17 protein-coding genes and 1 pseudogene are annotated in these 20,422 nt (G+C 58.5%); 9 read left to right on the top strand and 9 right to left on the bottom strand.

Annotation, left to right across the window (positions count from 1 at the left end; genetic code table 11):
* The first annotated feature begins 567 nt into the window (after positions 1–567).
* The gene (locus AAAB35_RS26425) at positions 568–774 is read left to right on the top strand and encodes a DUF6494 family protein (RefSeq protein WP_340671307.1); all 207 of its coding nucleotides are present in this window, start codon (positions 568–570) and stop codon (positions 772–774) included.
* A 233-nt stretch (positions 775–1,007) separates the two neighbouring features.
* On the opposite strand, the gene AAAB35_RS26420 is transcribed toward AAAB35_RS26425, so the two are convergent.
* The 5 genes from AAAB35_RS26420 to AAAB35_RS26400 are packed head-to-tail and all read right to left on the bottom strand — an operon-like array spanning position 1,008 to position 6,660.
* A complete protein-coding gene (locus AAAB35_RS26420) occupies positions 1,008–1,706 on the bottom strand; it encodes an SDR family oxidoreductase (protein WP_340671306.1) in 699 nt (232 codons plus the stop codon).
* Entirely contained in the window at positions 1,699–3,117 is a 1,419-nt protein-coding gene (locus tag AAAB35_RS26415) for a GH1 family beta-glucosidase (RefSeq protein WP_340671305.1), read from the bottom strand. Before AAAB35_RS26415 ends, AAAB35_RS26420 begins: the two co-directional genes overlap by 8 nt.
* On the bottom strand, positions 3,098–4,753 hold the full coding sequence (locus AAAB35_RS26410) for an amino acid ABC transporter permease (RefSeq protein ID WP_340671304.1): 1,656 nt from the start codon (positions 4,751–4,753) through the stop codon (positions 3,098–3,100). Before AAAB35_RS26410 ends, AAAB35_RS26415 begins: the two co-directional genes overlap by 20 nt.
* A 60-nt stretch (positions 4,754–4,813) precedes the next feature.
* Positions 4,814–5,560: a transporter substrate-binding domain-containing protein gene (locus tag AAAB35_RS26405; protein WP_340671303.1), complete on the bottom strand. Its 747-nt coding sequence runs from the start codon at positions 5,558–5,560 to the stop codon at positions 4,814–4,816.
* Positions 5,561–5,592: 32 nt separating this feature from the next.
* Entirely contained in the window at positions 5,593–6,660 is a 1,068-nt protein-coding gene (locus AAAB35_RS26400) for a LacI family transcriptional regulator (RefSeq protein ID WP_340671302.1), read from the bottom strand.
* Between the two features lie 196 nt (positions 6,661–6,856).
* On the opposite strand from AAAB35_RS26400, the gene AAAB35_RS26395 reads away from it, so the two are divergent.
* The 4 genes from AAAB35_RS26395 to AAAB35_RS26380 all read left to right on the top strand — a co-directional run bounded on the left by AAAB35_RS26395 (position 6,857) and on the right by AAAB35_RS26380 (position 10,477).
* Positions 6,857–8,284: an FAD-binding oxidoreductase gene (locus tag AAAB35_RS26395; RefSeq protein WP_340671301.1), complete on the top strand. Its 1,428-nt coding sequence runs from the start codon at positions 6,857–6,859 to the stop codon at positions 8,282–8,284.
* Positions 8,285–8,375: 91 nt separating this feature from the next.
* Positions 8,376–8,885, top strand: a complete 510-nt coding sequence (locus tag AAAB35_RS26390; protein WP_340671300.1) for an OsmC family protein — start codon at positions 8,376–8,378, stop codon at positions 8,883–8,885.
* A gap of 128 nt (positions 8,886–9,013) precedes the next feature.
* Positions 9,014–9,361, top strand: a complete 348-nt coding sequence (locus AAAB35_RS26385; protein WP_340671299.1) for a hypothetical protein — start codon at positions 9,014–9,016, stop codon at positions 9,359–9,361.
* A 138-nt stretch (positions 9,362–9,499) separates the two neighbouring features.
* A complete protein-coding gene (locus AAAB35_RS26380; RefSeq protein ID WP_340671298.1) occupies positions 9,500–10,477 on the top strand; it encodes a DUF2971 domain-containing protein in 978 nt (325 codons plus the stop codon).
* 28 nt (positions 10,478–10,505) lie between these two features.
* Here AAAB35_RS26380 and AAAB35_RS26375 read toward each other — a convergent pair whose 3' ends face one another.
* Positions 10,506–10,748 (bottom strand): hypothetical protein, encoded by a 243-nt coding sequence (locus AAAB35_RS26375; protein WP_340671297.1) that lies wholly within the window; start codon positions 10,746–10,748, stop codon positions 10,506–10,508.
* A gap of 380 nt (positions 10,749–11,128) precedes the next feature.
* Here AAAB35_RS26375 and AAAB35_RS26370 point away from each other — a divergent pair, with 380 nt between their 5' ends.
* From AAAB35_RS26370 to AAAB35_RS26355, 4 genes and pseudogenes are all read left to right on the top strand, one after another.
* Entirely contained in the window at positions 11,129–11,434 is a 306-nt protein-coding gene (locus AAAB35_RS26370) for a hypothetical protein (RefSeq protein WP_340671296.1), read from the top strand.
* A gap of 147 nt (positions 11,435–11,581) precedes the next feature.
* Positions 11,582–11,791: a cold-shock protein gene (locus AAAB35_RS26365; RefSeq protein ID WP_340671295.1), complete on the top strand. Its 210-nt coding sequence runs from the start codon at positions 11,582–11,584 to the stop codon at positions 11,789–11,791.
* 123 nt (positions 11,792–11,914) lie between these two features.
* On the top strand, positions 11,915–12,139 hold the full coding sequence (locus AAAB35_RS26360; protein ID WP_340671294.1) for a hypothetical protein: 225 nt from the start codon (positions 11,915–11,917) through the stop codon (positions 12,137–12,139).
* A gap of 178 nt (positions 12,140–12,317) precedes the next feature.
* A pseudogene (locus AAAB35_RS26355) lies at positions 12,318–13,357 on the top strand (fatty acid desaturase).
* 1,586 nt (positions 13,358–14,943) lie between these two features.
* On the opposite strand, the gene AAAB35_RS26350 reads toward AAAB35_RS26355, so the two are convergent.
* From AAAB35_RS26350 to AAAB35_RS26340, 3 genes are all read right to left on the bottom strand, one after another.
* Positions 14,944–15,990 carry a glutamine synthetase beta-grasp domain-containing protein gene (locus AAAB35_RS26350; protein ID WP_340671293.1) on the bottom strand — a complete coding sequence of 349 codons (1,047 nt, stop codon included), beginning with the start codon at positions 15,988–15,990 and terminating at the stop codon, positions 14,944–14,946.
* A 279-nt stretch (positions 15,991–16,269) separates the two neighbouring features.
* Entirely contained in the window at positions 16,270–19,377 is a 3,108-nt protein-coding gene (locus AAAB35_RS26345) for an efflux RND transporter permease subunit (RefSeq protein WP_340671292.1), read from the bottom strand.
* A partial coding sequence (locus AAAB35_RS26340) for an efflux RND transporter periplasmic adaptor subunit (protein WP_340671291.1) occupies positions 19,374–20,422 on the bottom strand: 1,049 nt, incomplete at its 5' end. The genes AAAB35_RS26340 and AAAB35_RS26345, both read right to left, overlap by 4 nt.

Genomic DNA, 20,422 nt, shown 5'->3' with positions numbered 1-20,422 from the left:
CCATGATCCCTCCTCGTTGGAGCCGTATGGGCGGAATTTGATCCTACCAACGGCATGGTCGGTGATCGTGATGTGATCCGGGCTGCTGTCGTCTTGGCCGGATCGGCAAGGCCGGACCCGGTCATGCCCGCGCGCTGTGGGTGGAGGCGGCCTGGGCAGCGGAAGGTGCCAGGTTCCTTGCACGGCTTTTTCTTCCAGGTCAGGGCCAGAGGGCGGCGATCAGGTGGCAGCCGTCGGCGTGACAAGAAAGCTGACGGCGCTATGGGGCATATGCTGACGAAAGATAAGGACTACGTCTGGGCGCCTCGGAGCCATGTCGCCCACAAGACGCGCAGCATGGAATTGCAAGCTGGCCAACCCCAAGACAAAAGGTAACAAACGCGGCGCCGCCTACGCCATATCAATTCTGGCGCGCTTTTCGACAATAGTGGATGATTCGCTGACGAAGACGACTTATGGTGACAATAACAATAGGCGTCCGTTGATGCATGCCCATCATGATGCGGAATTGGCTCACGGAACCTGATCGAATTGCTGGCCGAAAGCCAGGTTTCATTGGAGATTGCCATGAACGAAGAGGCCCTCAACAACTCGCTGCGCCGGTTCCTCAAAGTTGTCGGCATCACTTCCCAGCGCGAGATCGAAATGGCTATCCGCGAGGCGATAGCCGACGGCCGGCTAAAAGGCAGCGAGACTCTGACAGCCAAGGTGGTACTCACGCTCGACAATGTCGGGCTCACCCACACCATCGACGGGACGATTGAGCTTCAATGAGGCTCGACCTTTTTTAGTTTTCGAAACACTTGACGTCGCTCTATTTGTTCCCGCATGCCGTCCACGTCATCCGCTGATCGTTTGTTAGGTCGTCCCCGCGGCCTCCGATCTAAATGCGGTCGCTGGCCAGATAGTATAGACTTGGAGTGCGCGCCAAGAGGCAATGAAGTTCTCAGAATGGATGTGTGAGCCTGCTCTGGCAAGGAAGAGTCGCCGACCTGGCTGTCAGGACCTCACCACGCCACCGCTCTTCCTTCGAACGTACGGAAGCTGCCGCTATCGGCCGAACCGGCGCGCTCGATGATTGCCATAATCCCGGCGGCGCTTTCAGTCACGCCGGTATCGGCCTCGTGGCCACCCATGTCGGTCTTGATCCAGCCTGGATGCAGTGACAGCACTTTAATGTCCAGGTGCTTCAGATCGACGGCAAGTTTGGTCGTTGCCATGTTGAGAGCCGCCTTGGAACAGCGATAGGAATAATCTCCATCGGCATCGCCGATCGTCCCTTCGGCCATCGAGCCGGCGCGGCTACTTATATTGGCAATGAGCCTGCGCCGTCCGGCCAAAAGGTTGGGCAGGAATGCGCGCACGACCAGGAGCGGCGCAAGCGCATTGACCCGCATGACGCTCAGAAAATCGTCAGCGTCAAGTTTCGACAGCCCGCCGGTACCGCCGCGTATTGCGGCATTGTTGATCAGGACGTCAATGGGTCTTCCCCGAAGCCTTTCGGCGAGACCAGCGATCGAACCGGCGTCGGCAACATCCAATACGTGATGCTCGGCACCGTCTTGTCCGCCTGAGGTCGCGCCCGCGCGGCTGCAGGCGAACACGTTCCAGCCAGCGACCGCATATTGCAGTGTCAGTTCACGCCCAAGGCCGCGCGATGCGCCGGTGATAAGGACGCTGCGCCGGGCGACCCGCCCGTCAGGCAAGACGGGCGCTCGGTTTCGTCTCGGTGAGGGTCTTGCCCTCGCCGGCGATGATTGCAAAGATCTTGCCGGAATATTTGATCCGTCGCACCTGTGTTGCAAAATCGACGTGGGTAATACCGAACGGGGTCGTATAGCCGTAGGCCCATTCGAAGTTGTCGGTCAGCGTCCAGGCGAAATAGCCCTTGACCGGAACGCCTTCGCCCGCGGCCTTGCTCACCTCTTCCAGGTGGTCGACATAATATTTTGCACGCAGGTCATCCCAGACGTGACCGTCGCTTGAAACTGTCTCTGGCTTGGTCGCCACGCCGTTTTCGGAGATGAAGATTGCTTTGGGCGCATAATTGTCGCTGACATAGTGCAGGATGTCATAGATGCAGCGGGGCCAGATCTCGTAGTTGACCGCCGAGTAGCTGCCTTCCGGCTGGATGCGCTGAAAATTGAGCGGCGCAAGCTCCGTTCCCTCGGCGATCACTGAGCGGCGATAGATATTGACGCCGAGATAGTCCACGGGTGCGGCGATGATCGCGTTGTCTTGCGGGCGGATATCCGGCAATAGCTTGCCATAGAGCGCCAGCATGTCATCAGGATAGCGCCCCTTGAAGACGGCATCGAGGAACCAGCGGTTCTGGGCACCGTCGAAACGCCGGGCGGCGGCGACGTCGGCAGGATCGCTCGAGGCGGCCTCGACGACGTTAAGATCAAAGACGATCCCGACCGATGCATCGGCGATCTCGGCGCGGATGGCGGGAACGGCAAGACCGTGGCCAAGCAAGGCGTGATGGCTCGCCGAAACCCCGCCCTTCGCACCATCATTGAGCCCTGGCGCATCCTCACCGGTTGCATGGCCGGACCAGCAGAAGGTCCAGGGCTCATTGAGCGTGGTCCAGCGTTTGACGCGGTCGCCATAGGCGGCGGCGGCCGCCGCCGCATAATTTGCGAAATGTTCCGCCGTCTCACGGCTGTACCAGCCGCCCTTGTCCTGCAGCGCTTGTGGCAGGTCCCAGTGGTAAAGCGTCAGGAAGGGTTCGATGCCGGCTTCAAGAAGGCCGTCGATCAGGCGGTCGTAAAAGGCAAACCCAGTCGCATTGGCACGGCCGGCGCCCAAAGGGAAAAGCCGAGACCAGGCAAGCGAGAAACGATAGGCATCAAGCCCGAGATCCTTCATGACGGCGATATCCTCGCGCCAGAGGTGATAATGGTTGCATGCGATGTCGCCGCTCGACCCGTCGGCAATGACGCCGTCAAGCCTGCAGAAACGGTCCCAGATGCTCTCCCCCTTGCCATCGGCCTGCGGCGCGCCCTCGATCTGGTAGGCGGCCGTCGCGGCGCCGAAGACAAAACCTTTCGGCAGGACGAGGCTCCTGGCGCGGGCTTCGAGGGCTTGTCGTTCACTAGCGATGCTTGATGTCATATTTTCTCTCGATCATGTTGACGATGCTTGCCGCGGCAAGCGTCAGGAAAATGTAGAAGATGGCCGCCGAGTTATAGGGCGCGAAGGGCAGGAAGCTTGCCGACTGAAACTCGCGCATACGCTGGGTAATGTCGCGGATCGACAGGATCGACAGCAACGATGTGTCCTTGAGGATGGCGATCAATTCGTTGCCGAGGGGCGGAATGATGATGCGGAAGGCCTGCGGTAATACCACGAGGCGCGCGGTCTGTAAGCGATTGAGACCAATGCTGCGCGCCGCCTCGATCTGGCCGGCGGGAATGGCGTTGATGCCGGAGCGGAAAATCTCGGCGAGATAGGCCGAATAGGCAAGCGCCATCGCGACGATGCCGCGGATGATGTTTGGCGGATCGACAAGGCCTCCGCTTGCGTCCTTGAGCGCGCCGCTGAGCGGCAGGCCGACATAAAGGACGATGACCAGCATCGGAATGCCGCGGATCGTGTCGACAACGAACTCTGATCCGATCGCCAGAGGATGGCGGCGATGCAGAAAGCCGCCGAAGGTAAGAAGCCCGACGATGATGGCGACAACGGCCAAAGTAATGCCGGCCGTCCGGTCGCGGTCGTTGAGCGTCTCGACCTGCCAGAGGATCGGCCAAGTGCCGGGGACCGCGGCTGCCGGCATCAATGCTGCGGAGACGTCCTCATTCTTTTTCACGGCGGCGATGGCCTCGAGGGGACCGAGAAAGGTGCGAAGCGGGGTTTCGGCGGCCGGCGCGCCCGGATACTGACCGTAGCGGACGGCGCCGATCAACGCTGCGGGCGTATTGCTGATGACCGCAACCTTGCCAGTGAGTGATCCGGCCAGCACATAGCTGTCGCGGGGCCTTGAAAGGAAAAAGGCGGCGGCGAGTGCAAGGGCGAGCGTTGCCGTCGTGAAAATAAGGCTGGTACGCCTTGTATAGTGGAGCTGCAAGAGCCCGACCCAGGCAAGACCAAGGACGGCCGCCAGAATATAGGCGGCGACGGCGGCACGAATGGTTGTGGCAACGCCGGCGGCAAAGGCGATGTGGGCGAAGAAAAGAACGAATATCAGGCCCGCACCATTGACAAGTCCAAGGATAAGGCGCCCTGCGCGTCGAAACCCGCCCTCACCCGCCTCGCTGCCCCGCCCGCCCCAAAGGAAGAGAAAAAGGCCAATGACGGTCGTGACGAAATAGGCCGAATAAAGCACTGCCTCGGCATTGCCCACCATGAGATCGGCTGCCGGGGTCAATTGCCTTGGTGTTACGCCCTTTACGACGAGGGTCGATGTAAAGGGGTCGACGGCGTTGGCGATGACCGAGGCGATGAAGGGATGGACGACGGCGCCAGACATGGCCACTGCGGCTGCCACAAGGTTGAGGAAAGCGGCTGCCCGCGCCAGACGAGGACGATATGCCTTCTTGCGCGAAAAGGTCAGAACGGCAATGCCGGCGGCAAAGCCAGTCGCCAGAACGAGGAAGCCTGGAACGAATGCCGCCGACCCGTTTTCGATGCCAAGGATGGCACGAAGCGATCTTTGGTAGGCGCTCGAAGCGGCAAAGAGATAGACGATGAAGGGCAATGCGGTCAGGATAATGAGATTGCTGGGCCGCACGCGTGTCAGGAACGACATTCATTCTTCCGATCAGTTGCAATGATCGCCCCTGAGTGATGAACCCAGGGGCAGGTCCTTTTATTTTTGGCCCCAATATTTGCCGACCAGCCCATCGAGCGTGCCATCGGCCTTGATTGCGTGAAGACCTTCATTGAAGGCGGCGATGTTGGGATCGCCTTTGCGGAAGACGAGGCCTAGCGGATCGGACTCAAGATCCCTGATGGCGACGACGAGTTCGCCGGCGAACTCCCGCTCATAGGCGGCAGCGTTGGCACCGTTGATGACGACGCCGTCCACGTCCTTGTTCTTCAGGGCAATCACCGAGGCGCTGAAACTGTCATAGGCAATGACATTCTCCTTGCCGACAATGCCCTCGGCCACCTGCGCGTCCGTGGTGTTTGCCTGTGCCGACAGCTTTTTGCCCTTGGCCTTGAATTCGTCGATCGAAAGGCCCTGATCGGCGACACGCATCAGGACGGCCTGGCTGTTGACGATGTAGGGCTCGGAGAAATCCATTGCCTTCTTGCGCTCGTCGGTGATCGAAACGCCCGAAGCGACGAGATCGAAATTGCCCTGATCGAGTGCGGCAAAAATGCCATCCCAGCCCGTCGTCACAAACTCTGTCTGGCAATTGATCCTGGCACAGATGGCGTTGATCACGTCGACGTCGAAGCCGACGATCTGGTTGGTTGCCGGATCGACGCTTTCCATTGGCGGCGATGTCGTATCCGAGCCGACCTTCAGGAGCTTGCCGCCGAGATCGGCGGCGTGGGTCGTATTTGACGCCAGGGCGGATAACAAAAGAGCAATGACAAGTTTCTTCATAGGGTTCCTCCTCTTCTTGTTGATGGTGTGCGTCAGGCAGGCCGCACGGCCATGCCGTCCGGTTGCCGTTCGATCATTGTAGGTCTGAAGACCTGCCGCAGCGCCTGCGGGCCCTCGCCTGCCATGCGCCGCAACAGAAACTGTCCAAGCGCGCGTCCAAGCACCTCGATCGGCTGGTAGAAAGTGGTGATGGGCGGGGTGAAATAGGCGCTGACATTGATGTCGTCATAGGCGATGACATCGACATCGTGGCCAATGCGCCGTCCAAGGCTGCCGAGCGCCGAAAGGACGCCGAGCGTTGTCGATTCGTTGACGCACACGAAGGCCGTCGGCGGCTTTGGCAACCGCATCAGGTCGATGGCGCTTTGCCGGCCAAAACGGGTGGAAAGATCGCCTTCCGCGACAAGGTCGCTCGATGCCTCGAGCCCTTCCTCCCGAAAGGCCCGATGAAACCCGTCGATCCTGTCCATGGCGTAGGAAAGCCGGCGCTGCGGGTTGATAAGGGCGATGCGCCGATGGCCCCCGGCGATCAGGCGGGCTGTTGCTGCGTGGGCTGCCCATTCATTGTCGATGTCAACATGGGCGTAGGCAAGCGGCTTGCGACAGCGGCCGAGCGACACAAACGGGAAATCACTGTCGACGAGAAAGTCGATGCGCGGATCCTCGGCAAGGATGCCGGAAAAAATGAGCCCGTCGGCGAGACCTTGAGCGACAATCCGGCGCGCCACCTCGCAGCCATCGGCCGCATCGCGGATGACATGTACGGTCATGCGATAGTCGCTGCCCTCGAGAGCCTGGCTGATGCCGCTGAGGATCTGGGTATATTCGACGCCGTCCCACTCGTAGTCATCGGCTGCGGTCACGGGCATCAGGACCGCGGCCTGGTAGGTCTTGCCGGTGCGCAGCGCCATGCCCCGGGCATTGGCCTGGTAGCCCGCCGCGCGCGCCGCCGCAAAGATCGCATCGCGCGTTGCCGGTGCAACCACCGGCGAGCCGCGCAGAGCCTTTGAGATTGTGGCGATCGAGTAGCCGGTCGTATCGGCCAGCGTCTTGATGGTTGCCGGTCGCTTAATGGGCACTCTTGTTGGATCTGTGGCCATGTCTCCTCCAGGCTCACGCGGTTTGCAACAGAGGTAACAGCCAATAAAAACGATTTCAAGTAAAATAAAAACGTTTTTATTTCGATCTTGTCGCATGTAGGTCGGTACAGTTCCAGAACTTGCGGGAATGCCCGCGAAGGCTCAGAATCACCGTTGAAGGGCAGGAAGCGCTTCCCGCCCAACGGAGGAATGGATCATGAACGAATTGGGCATTTCTACTTTGGAATCCGGTACGAAAAATATCAGCGCCAGTGCGCTCGAAGCGCTTGCGGCGCAAATGCACGGCAGCCTCCTTAGGGAAAGGGACGCCTCCTATGACGAGGCAAGAGCAATCTGGAACGGCATGATCGACCGCAAGCCCGGCCTCATCATCCGCTGTGCTGATGCCAACGACGTTGTTAATGCCGTGCGCTTTGCCCGCGGCGACGGTCTTCTCGTTTCCATGCGTGGTGGCGGACACAACATCGCCGGCACGGCCATCTGCGAGGGCGGCGTGGTGATTGATCTGTCGCAAATGAAATCGGTCAGTGTGGATCAGGCAGCACAGCGCGCCCGGGTGGAACCTGGAGCAACACTCGCCGATGTCGATAGAGAAACCCAGGCGCTCGGCCTCGCGGTGCCGACGGGTATCAATTCGACCACGGGCATTGCCGGTCTTACGCTTGGTGGCGGCTTCGGCTGGATCACCCGCAAATTCGGCCTGACGATCGACAATCTTTTGTCTGCAGATGTAGTGACGGCTGACGGAGAACTTGTGCGCGCGAGCGAAAGCGAGCACCCGGACCTCTTTTGGGCACTGCGCGGTGGCGGCGGTAACTTCGGGGTCGTGACGGCATTCGAGTTCAAATTGCACAAGGTCGGACCGGAGGTCCTGGCCGGCCTCGTTGTCCATCCGTTCGCTGATGCTGAAACCGTGCTCAAGGACTATCGTGCCGCGCTCGCAACGGCGCCTGACGAATTGACCTGCTGGACCGTCATGCGAAAGGCGCCGCCGCTGCCGTTCCTGCCGGAAGAATGGCATGGCAAGGAAGTGCTCGTTCTGGCCATGTGCTATTGTGGCGCCCTTGAGGACGGCGAACGGGCGACGGCGAGTCTGCGGTCGATCGGCACGCCGATTGCCGATGTCGTCGGACCGGCGCCGTTTGCCGGCTGGCAGCAGGCATTCGATCCCCTGCTGGCGCCAGGCGCCCGCAACTACTGGAAGAGCCACGATCTTGCTGAGCTTTCGGATACGGCGATCCGGGTCCTCATCGAGGCCGTGCGTAATCTGCCGGGACCCGAATGCGAGATTTTCACCGCCCATGTCGGCGGCGCGGCCGGGCGTGTTCCACTTGAGGCGACGGCGTTTCCCCAGCGCAACTCGCATTTCGTAATGAACGTGCATGCGCGCTGGCGTGAGCCGGAGATGGACAAGGCATGTATCGGGTGGGCGCGCGGCCTTTATGATGCCATGCGGCCGCATGCAACCGGAACCGCCTATGTCAACTTCATGCCTGGCGACGAAGTCGACCGTGTCGAGGAGGCTTATGGCGAAAACTATCAGCGTCTTGCTGCAATAAAACAGCGCTACGATCCGCTTAATCTGTTCCGCATGAACCAGAACGTGAAGCCGAAGGGCGCATAAGCGATCCGTTCTACCAAGGGGACAGCCACGCGAACGGTCCTGGCAAATGTGTTATTCTTGGACGGCGCGAGGGTCCCATTGGAGAAACATCATGGATGCTGCTGCATTGCGCGCCATTCAGGCGCCGATCAAGGAACGTTACCGGGCAAGACCCGCAGACGCCTCAATCACGCTGACGGCACGCGGCAGCATCGACGATGCCACCATCGCCTGCAAGGTGGAAACCGGCCGTGCGCTCGCCGTCGCGGGCTTGCACACGGCCACGGGCGGCTCCGGTCTTGAACTCTGCTCCGGCGACATGCTGCTCGAGGCACTGGTCGCCTGCGCGGGCGTCACCCTCAAGGCCGTTGCCACTGCTCTCGACATACGTTTGAAGTCCGGCATCGTCTCGGCGCAAGGCGACCTCGACTTCCGCGGAACGCTCGGTGTCGCCAAGGATGCACCGGTGGGCTTCAGGCAAATCCGTCTTGCCTTTGACCTTGAGACGGATGCGCCGCAGGAGGTGCTTGACCAGCTCATCAAGCTGACCGAACGTTACTGCGTTGTCTACCAGACCATATGCAGCGGCACTGCCATTGAGGTGACGTTGCGCCAACAGTGACCCGGCATTTAGAGGCCGAACGGAATTTAGGTCTTTGCGGTCACTGCGCCCGCGCATTCTTCCAGGTGCACTTTCAACAAGGACATGCCAAACTGCTTAAGGGACTGGTCTGAGGGGGAGACATGAACATGCGCGTTGCATTGCTAGCACTGACACTCTTGACGACATGTATGATGGCGGGATGCCAGTCAACTGGCGATGATGCGAACGCAGTTCCCGCCTCAACCCTGGCGCCTGGCATGGCCGCTACCGCTGCGGCGGGAAGCGGCGCGCCTGCCGATCTTGCAGACCTCGTCAACAAGCCCGCAGCCTCTGCTGCAAGCCAGATGAAGGCTCGCGGCTATGCTTCCGTGAGCTTTCAGGATGGCACTGCCTACTGGTGGAATTCGCGTACGACGGTCTGCGCGAGCGTTGTTAACGCCAACGGAAAAATCCAGTCGATCGGAACGGCAACGATACGCTTCTGCGGGCAGTGAAATCCGTGCGTTGGCGCGCGTCACCGACATCTGTTTGTAACAAAGATCGATAGGAGTGGACGCATCAATTCGAAGCATTGCTGATCGCGGGCGGCGGGCGCAAAGTGGCGCCTTGCCACTCTAGAATCGCGGTGTGAAATGGAAGAATGGGATCCGGTCGTCGTCAAAATGCTCAGCATTTTTATGCCGACTGCCTTTGAGGGACGCGCGTCGATCAAACGGCACTCGCGCTTCGTCCACTATACGACGGCGGCCAACCTTTTCCGCATTCTCGACCGGCAGGAAGTCTGGTTTCGAAATGCGCGGTGCATGAATGACGACAGCGATACGCAATACGCGGCCGCCAGGGTTCAGGAGTGGCTCGAGGACAACGGGCGCACGGCGCCGCTGGTGCAAACGCTCGAATTTTGCATGCCCGGCGTCTGGGCAGATGGCGTCAAGAAATTCACGCAATGGTTGCCGCGATTGCGCGACGAGACCTATGTTCTGTCGGTTGCCGAGCATGATCTTGAAGAACACGCGACCGGCAGGCTGTCGATGTGGCGCGCCTTTAAGGATAATGCCATTGGCGTTGCTGCCGTCGTCAACGTCGCACCCTTCGTCAACATGACCGATGCGCTGCAGGCCTATCCGGGCCCGGTCACCTACTGGACGAACAAGCAGTTTGACGACGAGTTCAAACTGGTGGCGCACCGCGTTGCGTCCAACCGCGACTTTCTGTCGAAGCTCAGCAAGGGAGCCCTGACGGAGGTGGTGTTTCTCATGCTGCTGTTCGCCATCACCTGTTGGAAACATCCAGGATTGCGCGATGAACGCGAATGGCGCGTTCTGACCAATCCCTTGCTCTGGCCTTCCAGGCGGCTCTTCAGGACGCAGCAGCTGATCGACCAGGTGCCGCAGCCGATTTATGCCCTGCCGCTGAAGAACGATCCGGACAACCATCTGACGGGGATCGAGCTTCCGGAACTGATCGATCGCATCATCATTGGGCCGACGGATCAGGCAGGTCCGATCCGGGGAGCGCTCGTTGCCAAACTGGCTGAGATTGGCGTCAAGGACGCGGATGCAAAAGTCGTTGCGTCCGGCTTGCCATTGCGCACCAGCAAGATGGGCTGAGCGAAGATACGCGGGCTTCGTGCTTGCGTCAGCCCCGGTTTTTCCCCAGGAGGCGCGCGACACGCATCTCGACCGAAATGGCGACATCCTCGCGACGTGCGAGCGCAAGATCGTCGATGACCTCCATCATCGCGCACAGGATCTCATCACGGTGCCAACCGGCATCGCATGCCCTGCCGACAAGCTCGATCAGCTCATCTTCGATCGCCAACTGACACTGGTGAAATCGCCCGGGATCGCTGCGCAAGCGTTGCGGTCTCTCGATGGTCATCGTCCCTCCCCCAAGTTTAAAGCACGCTTTCCAGCATGAGCAGCTCATTTGCCGGGAAGCGGCTTTTTAAGTTTTAGCGTAGCCTTGGCCCACGCGTCTATCCAGATGCGGATAGAATTCGTCGCATCACGATTGAGTTAACGCCGCCCAAGTCGCAACCGCAAGGCGTCGGCATAGCCTTGAACAAACAAGCTTGTGCCCGACGGCCCCCCCTTTTTGCGAGTCAGCCCCCTTTGAGAAAAAAGTGTCAGCCTCCGCTAACGCCCTCAGGTCTCGACCCACGCTTGCCCTCGAGCGATGGGCTTTGTGGCATTCCTGACCGGTTAGGTCCACAATGCTCAATATATGGCGATGCATGACAAATCGCCGATGGAAAACCAATGAGAAAAGGCACTGAGGAGAAGGAGGCCGAGCGGAAGGCCAGGAATGCGCAGAAGATGCGTAAGTGGCGCGCGAACGATCCCCCGTCACTTGAGGCGCGAGCCAAGGATGCCGAGCGAGCGCGACAATGGCGCGAGGCATATCCGGACAGATATCGGGTCCACCAGAAAGCCTGGTATGCCAAGAACCACGAGCTTCTAAAGGCAAGACGGCGCGCCTTAAAGGCATCGGATCGGGAAATGGGCAAGGAGAACCCTCCCTCAAAGCAAGAACCGAAAGTTGACATTGGGCGGATGGATCTTTAACAACGAAATACCGATATTTGCTTGGTGAGCTTTGGTAATCGCGCATCTGGCAACCGCGCCCTGAACGAACCTTTCTTTCAAAAATCGCTATTTTCACCCGCAGCGCTTGCGTTCGGCGGACATTCATACGCTATGAAAGGGTTCATCATGACCACTGGAACTGTAAAATGGTTTAATGCGACCAAGGGGTTCGGTTTCATTCAGCCTGACGACGGCGGAGCAGACGCATTCGTTCATATTTCGGCTGTCGAACGTGCCGGGATGCGCGAAATCGTTGAAGGTCAAAAGCTCGCCTATGACCTGGAGCGCGACAAAAAGTCGGGCAAAATGTCGGCTTGTAATCTGCAGGCTGCGTGAAACGGTAGCTTGTTTCCTTTGGCGACGGATGGAATGGCACGATCATCGCCATAAAGGTCAGGCATTCATGCCTGGCCTTTTATTGGCGCTCGTCTAGCCGGGCCCATTAACACCAGGAATTCCATGACACGCACACCAAACAAATCCCGCCAGCAGGCCGAGCTCGCCTTTGGCAAGGTCCAATCGCAATTCTTGGCAAGAGAACGGGCGTTCGAGGAGCTGAACTCAGCCGTTCAAGCCCGCGACGAAAAAACCTTGCGGCTAAGGCAGGCCCGTCTGGCAAAGGAATTTGCGGATCGGACAAGCGCAACTGCCGCGCTCATATTGAAGCGCGCCACGAAGGTCTGACATTAGGTGTTTGTGGATAGGGTGCATGCCTGTCACAAATTCTGATTATTTTGAACGACGGACGCCAACTGACAGTTTTTTCGTCGCAGCGCCCACTTAAACGATGAGGCGCTGGCCATGGTCGGTGTGGCGCAAACACCGCCATTCCCTTTTTTGCCTCAACACAAAGGTTTGTTCGATGAATTCGCCCGCCCCTGCATCTTCAGGCAATGCAGAAACCCGATTGCTCAAAATGCTTTCGAAGTATCGTCAGCCTCGGCCAGTTCGCAGTTCATTCGAACTCATCATAACGGTCGTTCCCTTTGTGGCGCTTTGGCTATTGTCGTGGGGGGCTGTCCACTACGGGTACTGGGTCGGTCTGGTTTTGAGCGTACCTGCGGCCGGATTCCTGCTTCGCCTGTTCATGATCCAGCACGACTGCGGGCATGGATCGTTCTTCGGCCGCCGCCGCTTTGATGACTGGACAGGTCGAGCCATCGGAATTTTGACGCTGACGCCCTACGATTACTGGCGGCACGCACATGCCAAGCATCATGCATTCTCGGGAAACCTCGACGAGCGTGGCATTGGCGATATCACAACCCTTACCGTTGCAGAGTATAGGGCTTTGTCGCGTTGGGCGCGAATTGGATATCGCATGTACCGGCATCCGCTCGTGATGTTCGGTATTGGCCCGGCATGGCTGTTCCTGTTCAAGCAAAGGCTGCCATGCGGTTTGATGCGCGAGGGATCCCTGCCCTGGATTTCAACGATGACGACCAACGCGGCCGTGGCAATCATCACCGTTTTGATCACCTGGAGCATCGGCTTGTCGTCGTTTCTTCTCGTTCATCTGCCCATCGTGTTGTTGGCCGGCTCAGCGGGTGTCTGGCTGTTTTACGTGCAGCATCAGTTTGAGACGACCCATTGGTCGAAGCCACCTGATGGCAATTCGCCCACGCGGCCATCCACGGTGCCTCGCACTACGACCTGCCACTCGTTCTGCGTTGGATGACCGGAAACATCGGCATCCATCACGTCCACCACCTGTCAAGCAAAGTCCCATTTTACCGCCTTCCCGAGGTTCTCAAGGACCATCCCGAGCTGGGCGATATTGGGCGCATCACCATTGGGGAAAGCCTTCGATGCGTGAAGCTCGTGCTTTGGGACGAGACCAGCCAACGGCTTGTTGCGTTCAGCGAGGTGGATAGACTGAAAGAGGTGCCTCTAAAGGTCTGACCGGATGGTGGCAGAACCTTTTTCGCGCCTCGCCAGGCAAAAATGCGCCAGATGGGTGGCGCTCGACGGCGGCGCGTGGCGCTGCAACGATATCGTTCAGAGGCTGTTAGCTGGCAAGAGCTTACCGTCCAATTAGGGCATTATCGCTTTGAGGTGTACACTCCATAGCCAGCGTGGAGGACGCACCACGGAACAACCACAAAAGCCGACAGGGCGACCGCCGGCCTTCTCATCCATAACCATATCAACAGGAGAATACGATCGTGGCGAAAGGTCAAATGCGCAGCAACAAGGAAGTCCGTAAACCAAAACAGAGCAAGACACCGGAAGCAGCCGCCCCTGCTGCCTTCAGCACTACGACAAAGCGTCTCGAGACGCCTAAGGGACGTTGACCACGCCTACGGGCTGGCTCCTCGTCCTGCCCGGTCTTGCGGGACAAATGTGGTTTTCCTGAAGTTGGCCAAGGTTCGTTGTCGATCTGAGACGAGCCCGCTTTGGTCATGCAGGAGAAGCCACCAGTGATCCGAACGCCTTGACGCTGTCAAAAGATCAGGCGGAAACGCGGGAACTGGTTTGACGGCGCGTAAGGTGCGACCATGCTGAGAACGATCATCGTTCGCACGAACATAAGATGAGGTAACTACAATCGCTATTCGCCTGTGCGGAAAGCAAAGCCTCCTGCCGGGGGCTAAACAATTATGATCACCTCCAGGCTTATTGCAAAAAGGACGCGTTCATCAGCACAATGCTCGCACACCCGATGGAGTTGACTATGCGGCCTGATCCCTTGCATACGAGAGATATGGTGATCATTGCAGTTTTGACCGCGGCCAGCATCTTCGCGTTCGCAGGTGCGGTGTCTTACCTTGGTAACACCAAGCATGATTTCCTTGCGCCGCCAGTCGTTGCGCGGAATTGACGTTCGACAATGAAGAACGCATTCGCCATGGGGTGTGTCAGCAACGGAGACTTCACCGCAGGATTCAACGAACCGCTGCTCCCCATGCCTCTCAAGGGTGCTTCTTGCTGGCTCCTTTGCTCCTTTCGCGGCCCTGGGCACTGGAGTGAGTTGGCATCCTACAGCAAGGCGCTCATGGCACTTATCTTCGCTCCCTGCCTGGCCGCTAATCGAGGAAACGCGCGTCGCTTGGAGGCAGATTTCTTTGCGGCCGACAGCAGCCTGCCGCACCAGCCCTGACCCGCCGATGTGACGGCGTCGATATGCTATGATCAGCGATGCCGTCGACTTGTCGCGCAACCTAAAGTAGCTCGCGTTCCTTACCTGCAAAGGTGTCCATAGCGCATCTTCGGTTATAATTACGATTCTTATAATCGGGATCATAATAAGAGAGATACACTGAAACTGGCGCTGGTGGTGGCTGAAATCGAATATGAAAGTGTCATGCAATGGGTCGCCAAGATGCGCTCAGCCGCCAAGCTCATCCAAAGCTTTAGGTGTGGCTTGAAGACGATTTAAAGCTACATTAGAAAAATGCCATACCTCCCCACAATGGCTTCGACTTACGTCCCTTGAATTCGATCGAGGAAGTCACGGCACAACGATGCGTTGTGCCGTGACAGTGCAACTATTCTGCTGCTGCGAGCTGCTGCTCGAATTCGGCTGGAACCGAAGCAATCGTCTTGAGGATCTGCGAGGCGATCTCGTAAGGGTTGCCTTGCGAGTTTGGACGCCGATCTTCCAGATAACCGCGATAGCCATTGTTGACGAAGCTGTGCGGAACGCGGATCGAGGCACCACGGTCGGCAATGCCATAGCTGAATGTATGGATCGACTGCGTCTCGTGCTTGCCGGTGAGGCGCATGTGGTTATCCGGGCCGTAGACAGCGATATGATCGGCTCGAGCCGCTTCGAACGCAGCCATCAGATCTTCGAAATACTCCTTGCCGCCCACTTCACGCATGTAGGTCGTCGAGAAGTTGGCGTGCATACCTGAGCCGTTCCAGTCGGTATCGCCAAGCGGCTTGCAATGCCATTCGATGTCGATGCCGTACTTTTCGGTAAGGCGCAGCATCAGGTAGCGCGCAAGCCAGACCTCGTCTGCGGCTTTTTTGGAGCCCTTGCCGAAAATCTGGAATTCCCACTGGCCTTTCGCGACTTCCGCGTTGATGCCTTCGTGGTTGATGCCGGCAGCAAGGCAGATGTCGAGATGTTCTTCAACAATCTTGCGGGCGATATCGCCGACATTGCTGTAACCGACCCCGGTATAGTACGGACCCTGCGGGGCCGGGTAACCGGCGTCGGGAAAGCCGAGCGGACGGCCATTCTTGTAGAAGAAATATTCCTGTTCAAAGCCGAACCATGCGCCTTCATCGTCGAGGATTGTTGCGCGCTTGTTGGAAGAATGCGGCGTTACGCCATCGGGCATCATGACTTCGCACATGACAAGAACGCCGTTATTGCGTTCGGGGTCCGGATAGACGGCAACCGGCTTCAACACACAATCCGAGCTGCGGCCTTCGGCCTGGTTGGTCGAGCTGCCGTCAAAGCCCCAGAGAGGAAGTTGTTCAAGCGTCGGGAATTGTGCGAATTCCTTGATCTGCGTCTTGCCGCGAAGATTCTGCACCGGTTCATAACCGTCGAGCCAGATGTACTCGAGCTTGTATTTTGTCATGTTCGTTCTCTCACACGTAATGGGGCCTTAGGGATCCCTGCTTGAAGCGTCTCGTTGAATTGGGCGCACCTTGCCGGATAATTCCATTCAAGCAATTTACGTGCCAACTATCGTGGCAGCTGCGGGCAGCGCTCCAAATCCAGTGAATTGCTGATATGCCGGAGGCATCCTCATCTCGCCTCTGGGCGACGCCCCTAGGCAATCGATAAACGGCAATTTTGAAGCCCAAAATTTCGACACCGGCGGGCGTCATTTTGCCTATGTTTTGGGCAGCTCTTGTTACTCTGCCGCCGAAGGCACCTGTGGGTGCGACCATCGCTTTGCGGTTTTGGCGAGGAACCGCGAAACGTCTTCCATGTAAAGGAAGATTACCGGCGTGATGAAGAGTGTCAGAACCTGCGAGACAACGAGGCCGCCGACGACTGCAACGCCGAGCGGTTGGCGCAGTTCAGAACTTGCGCCTGCGCCAATGGCAATTGGTATGGTGCCCATCAAGGCAGCAAGGGTCGTCATCATGATCGGCCGGAAGCGCACGAGACAGGCCTCGCGAATAGCGTCCAATGAGCTTTCGCCCGCCCTTTGCCGGACAAGGGCAAAGTCAATCATCATGATGGCGTTCTTTTTGACGATGCCGATCAGCATCAAGATGCCAATGATGGCAATCACGCTGAGGTCGTAGCCGAAGAGTTCAAGCGTTGCGAGCGCGCCTGCGGCCGCGGCCGGCAAGCCCGTCAGAATGGTCAGCGGGTGAACAAAACTCTCATAGAGGATGCCAAGGACGATATAGATCGTCAGGATCGCTGCGCCAACGAGCAGGCCTTGATTGGCGAGCGATTGCTCGAACACCTGGGCCGACCCGGTGAAGCTTGATGTTATCGTCGACGGCACGCCAAGTTGCGTTTTCAGCGTGTCTAATTCCTGTATGGCCTGGCCGAGCGACACGCCCTGCGGCAGGTTGAAGGAAATCGTGACGGCCGGAAGCTGGCCGAGCTGGTTGACCGCGAGAAGGCCGGTCGTTCGCTCGACCCGGGCAAAGGCGGAAAGCGGGATGAGCTTGTTGGTGGTGGTCGAGCGGATTTGCATCTGGTCGAGCTTGTCGGCAGTCCATGGAATATCGGGGTCGAGCTCGACGATGACCTCGTAGCTGTCGCCGGTGGCAAAGATGGTCGATGCCTGGTTCGTGCCGAAGGCATAGTAGAGCGTATTGCGCAACTGATCGGAATTGATGCCGAGCAGTTGCGCCTTGTCATGGTCGATGACGAGATTGGCCTGAAGGGCGTTGTTCTGCAGATTGCTTGATACATCAACGAAGGTCTGGCGTTCCTGCTGCATTGCCAAGAGCATTTTTTGTGACCAGGGATAAAGATCGGTCGAACTGACGCTCTGCAAAACGTATTGATATTGGGCGTTCGAGGAGACGCCGCCAATGCGCAGGTTCTGCACTGCGACAGGATAGCTTGTGATGCCCGGGATTCTGGCAAGGGTCTGGCGCAGGTCACGCAGCAACGCCTCAAGCGGCGCCCGTTGCGACTTGGGCTTGAGCTCCACGAACAATCGACCCTGGTTGAGGCTGGCCGAGTTGAAGCCGCCGCCAACATTCGAGACGACGTGCGCGACATAGGGACGGCTGGACACGGCGTCCGCCACCTGCTTTTGCAACGCCACCATTGCGTCGTAAGATATGTCCTGCCGCGCTTCGGTCGAGATTGACAATTGCCCAATATCTTCGGTCGGCAAAAAGCCCTTGTTGATCGTTGAAAAGAGATAGACGGTGGCAACGACCGTCAAAACAAAAATGACGAGGATTAACGGACGCGCGCGCAGGCAAATGTCGAGAATCCGGCCATAACCTGACTGAACTGCATCGAAGATACGCTCGGTCCGCGGCTTGGCTTTGTCTAGCGCAGGTTGGTGATCACGCAGGTGACTGCACAGCATGGGCGTCAGGGTCAGTGATATCAGGGCTGAAGCGCAGATCGCAACGGTAACGACGACGGCAAACTCGTTGAAGATGCGCCCGACAACGCCGCCCATCAGCAAAATCGGTATGAAGACCGCGACGAGCGACGTGGTGATCGAAATAATGGTAAAGCCGATTTCCTCGCTGCCCTTTAGCGCCGCTTCAAATGGTGACATGCCGTCTTCGATGTGCCGGGTTATGTTTTCCAGCATCACGATGGCATCGTCGACGACGAGCCCTACCGAAAGGGTAAGGCCAAGCAGTGAAATGTTGTCGATCGAAAAGCCAAGCAAATACATGACGCCAAGCGTTGCAATCAGCGACAGCGGAACGGCGATGACAGGAATCAGGGTTGCCGACAGCCGGCGCAGGAACACGAAAATAACCAGGATCACCAGGCCGATCGTCAACAGCAGGGTGAACTCAACGTCGGAAACAGCCTGGCGGATTGACGCAGAACGGTCGTTGATGATGTGGATGCCTGCTGACGGGCCGAGGTCCTTTTCGAACTGAGGAAGGACTTCGCGCACGCGATCGACAACGTCGACCGTATTGGCGCCAGGTTGGCGAAAGACCGCCAGGACCAACGAAGGCTTGCCGTCATACCTGCTTTCGGTCTGCGTCGTTGCGACGGAATCGATGACACGCGCCACATCGCCAAGTCGCACCATCTTGCCGTTGGGAGCCGCAACGATGATCTGGCGGAAGGTATCGGCATTCTGCGCCTGCGTATCGGCCTCGATCGCTAACTGCTGCGTCGGGCTCGATATAGTGCCGACCGGGGCGATGGAGTTCTTGGCTGCGACCGCGTTCGTCAACTCGTCGAGACCGATGCCGCGCGCCGTGGCCGCATTGGGATCGACTTCCACGCGCACCGCATATTGCTTGGTGCCCAGAACCTGGACCTCGCCAACGCCGCTGATTGTCGAGAAGGCCGGTGACATGACGTTTTCTGCGTAGTCGTCGAGTTTCGACAGCTGCATCGTGTCGCTCTGCAGCGCAACGAGCACGACCGGCGCATCGGCGGGGTTGGTTTTCCGGTAGCTCGGAGGCGTTGTCATATTGGGCGGCAGCTTGCGCAGCGTGCTGGCGATCGCCGCCTCGACGTCAGCGGCGGCCTGGTCGATGTTGCGATCGAGATCGAATTCAAGCGTAATCTGTGTTGATCCGAGTGTACTGGTTGCACTGATCGTGGAGATGGCCTGGATCGTCGAAAACTGCTTGATGAGCGGGGTCGAGACGGCATTGGCCATCGTGTCGGGAGACGCGCCGGGGAGTTTCGCTGAAACAGTGACGATCGGAAAGTCGACCTGAGGCAGCGCCGCGACCGGCAGGAACTTGTAGGCAAAGATCCCGGAAGCTGCGAGAGCGACCGACAGCAATATCGTCGCAATCGGTCGCCGGATGAAGATTGCCGAGAGGTTCATTGCGCGGCCTCAGCGGGCAGCGCCTTTGCAGCATCGCCGCCGGCGTTCTTACCGGGGGCAGCTTGCGCTTCCTTCGTGGTGGTTTGAACCGTTGCTCCGTCCTGAAGGTGCAACTGGCCATCGACCACAACCTCGTCCCCCGGCTTTACGCCCGACGCGATGACCGCGGTATCACCAGCTGTATTGCCAAGGGTGACGTTCTGCATCGCCACTTTCTTGTCGGGATGGACGAGGAAGACAAAGGAGCCGCTATTGCCTTGCTGTACGGCAATCAGCGGAACCGTCGTCGCGTCCTTCTGCACGCTGAGATCGACAACGGTGGTTACATACTGGCCCGGCCATAGCGCGCCATCCTCATTGGCGACATCTGCTTTAAGAACGATGGTCCCCGAAGCGGTATCGACGCTTGAATCGATGAAGTTGAGCGTGCCGTTCGCGACGGTGTCGTTCCTGCCGGGAAGCTTGATCTTAACCGCCGCCGGATGGGTCGCGACTGCCGCCCTCAGCGCAGGAAGGTCGCTTTCGGCAAGGGTGAAGGCAACGCGCAGCGGCGCCATTCTGGTAATGGTCAAAAGGCTCGTCGTATCGTCTGTGCGCACCAGATTGCCGACGGATGTATTGACGACGCCGACGCGCCCGTCGATGGGTGCGGCGATGGTCATGTAGGACAGTTGCACCTGGTCGGCGCTGATCTGCGCCTTGTCCATTTCAATCATCGCCTCAAGCACCTTTACCGCGGCCTCAGACTGATAGACCTGCTGGTCGGTATCGACCCGCTGCTTGGCAAGGTTCTGGGCACCGGAAAGGTCAAGCTTTGCCGCACCAAGGCTGGCCTCATCTTTGGTCAGCGATGCTTGATCCTTGTCGAGCGTTGCCCTGATGGCGCGATCATCGAGTTTGAAAAGAATGTCGCCCGCGTTGACCATCTGGCCGTCCGCCACGTTCTTGGCGACAACGACGCCATCGATCTGCGGGCGGATTGCAACGGTTTCGACTGGCTCGATTGTCCCGACAACGGTCTTGGCGACCGGGACATCCTCCTTCT

Source organism: Phyllobacterium sp., from assembly GCF_037994425.1.
Lineage (GTDB): Bacteria > Pseudomonadota > Alphaproteobacteria > Rhizobiales > Rhizobiaceae > Phyllobacterium.
This window is presented reverse-complemented; position numbering and strand designations above follow the sequence as displayed.

Coding starts and splice junctions, on each gene's coding strand:
- AAAB35_RS26425 (WP_340671307.1), top strand. CDS start 568: ATGAACGAAGAGGCCCTCAACAACTCGCTGCGCCGGTTCCTCAAAGTT.
- AAAB35_RS26415 (WP_340671305.1), bottom strand. CDS start 3,117: ATGACATCAAGCATCGCTAGTGAACGACAAGCCCTCGAAGCCCGCGCC.
- AAAB35_RS26410 (WP_340671304.1), bottom strand. CDS start 4,753: ATGTCGTTCCTGACACGCGTGCGGCCCAGCAATCTCATTATCCTGACC.
- AAAB35_RS26405 (WP_340671303.1), bottom strand. CDS start 5,560: ATGAAGAAACTTGTCATTGCTCTTTTGTTATCCGCCCTGGCGTCAAAT.
- AAAB35_RS26400 (WP_340671302.1), bottom strand. CDS start 6,660: ATGGCCACAGATCCAACAAGAGTGCCCATTAAGCGACCGGCAACCATC.
- AAAB35_RS26395 (WP_340671301.1), top strand. CDS start 6,857: ATGAACGAATTGGGCATTTCTACTTTGGAATCCGGTACGAAAAATATC.
- AAAB35_RS26390 (WP_340671300.1), top strand. CDS start 8,376: ATGGATGCTGCTGCATTGCGCGCCATTCAGGCGCCGATCAAGGAACGT.
- AAAB35_RS26385 (WP_340671299.1), top strand. CDS start 9,014: ATGCGCGTTGCATTGCTAGCACTGACACTCTTGACGACATGTATGATG.
- AAAB35_RS26380 (WP_340671298.1), top strand. CDS start 9,500: ATGGAAGAATGGGATCCGGTCGTCGTCAAAATGCTCAGCATTTTTATG.
- AAAB35_RS26375 (WP_340671297.1), bottom strand. CDS start 10,748: ATGACCATCGAGAGACCGCAACGCTTGCGCAGCGATCCCGGGCGATTT.
- AAAB35_RS26370 (WP_340671296.1), top strand. CDS start 11,129: ATGAGAAAAGGCACTGAGGAGAAGGAGGCCGAGCGGAAGGCCAGGAAT.
- AAAB35_RS26365 (WP_340671295.1), top strand. CDS start 11,582: ATGACCACTGGAACTGTAAAATGGTTTAATGCGACCAAGGGGTTCGGT.
- AAAB35_RS26360 (WP_340671294.1), top strand. CDS start 11,915: ATGACACGCACACCAAACAAATCCCGCCAGCAGGCCGAGCTCGCCTTT.
- AAAB35_RS26350 (WP_340671293.1), bottom strand. CDS start 15,990: ATGACAAAATACAAGCTCGAGTACATCTGGCTCGACGGTTATGAACCG.
- AAAB35_RS26345 (WP_340671292.1), bottom strand. CDS start 19,377: ATGAACCTCTCGGCAATCTTCATCCGGCGACCGATTGCGACGATATTG.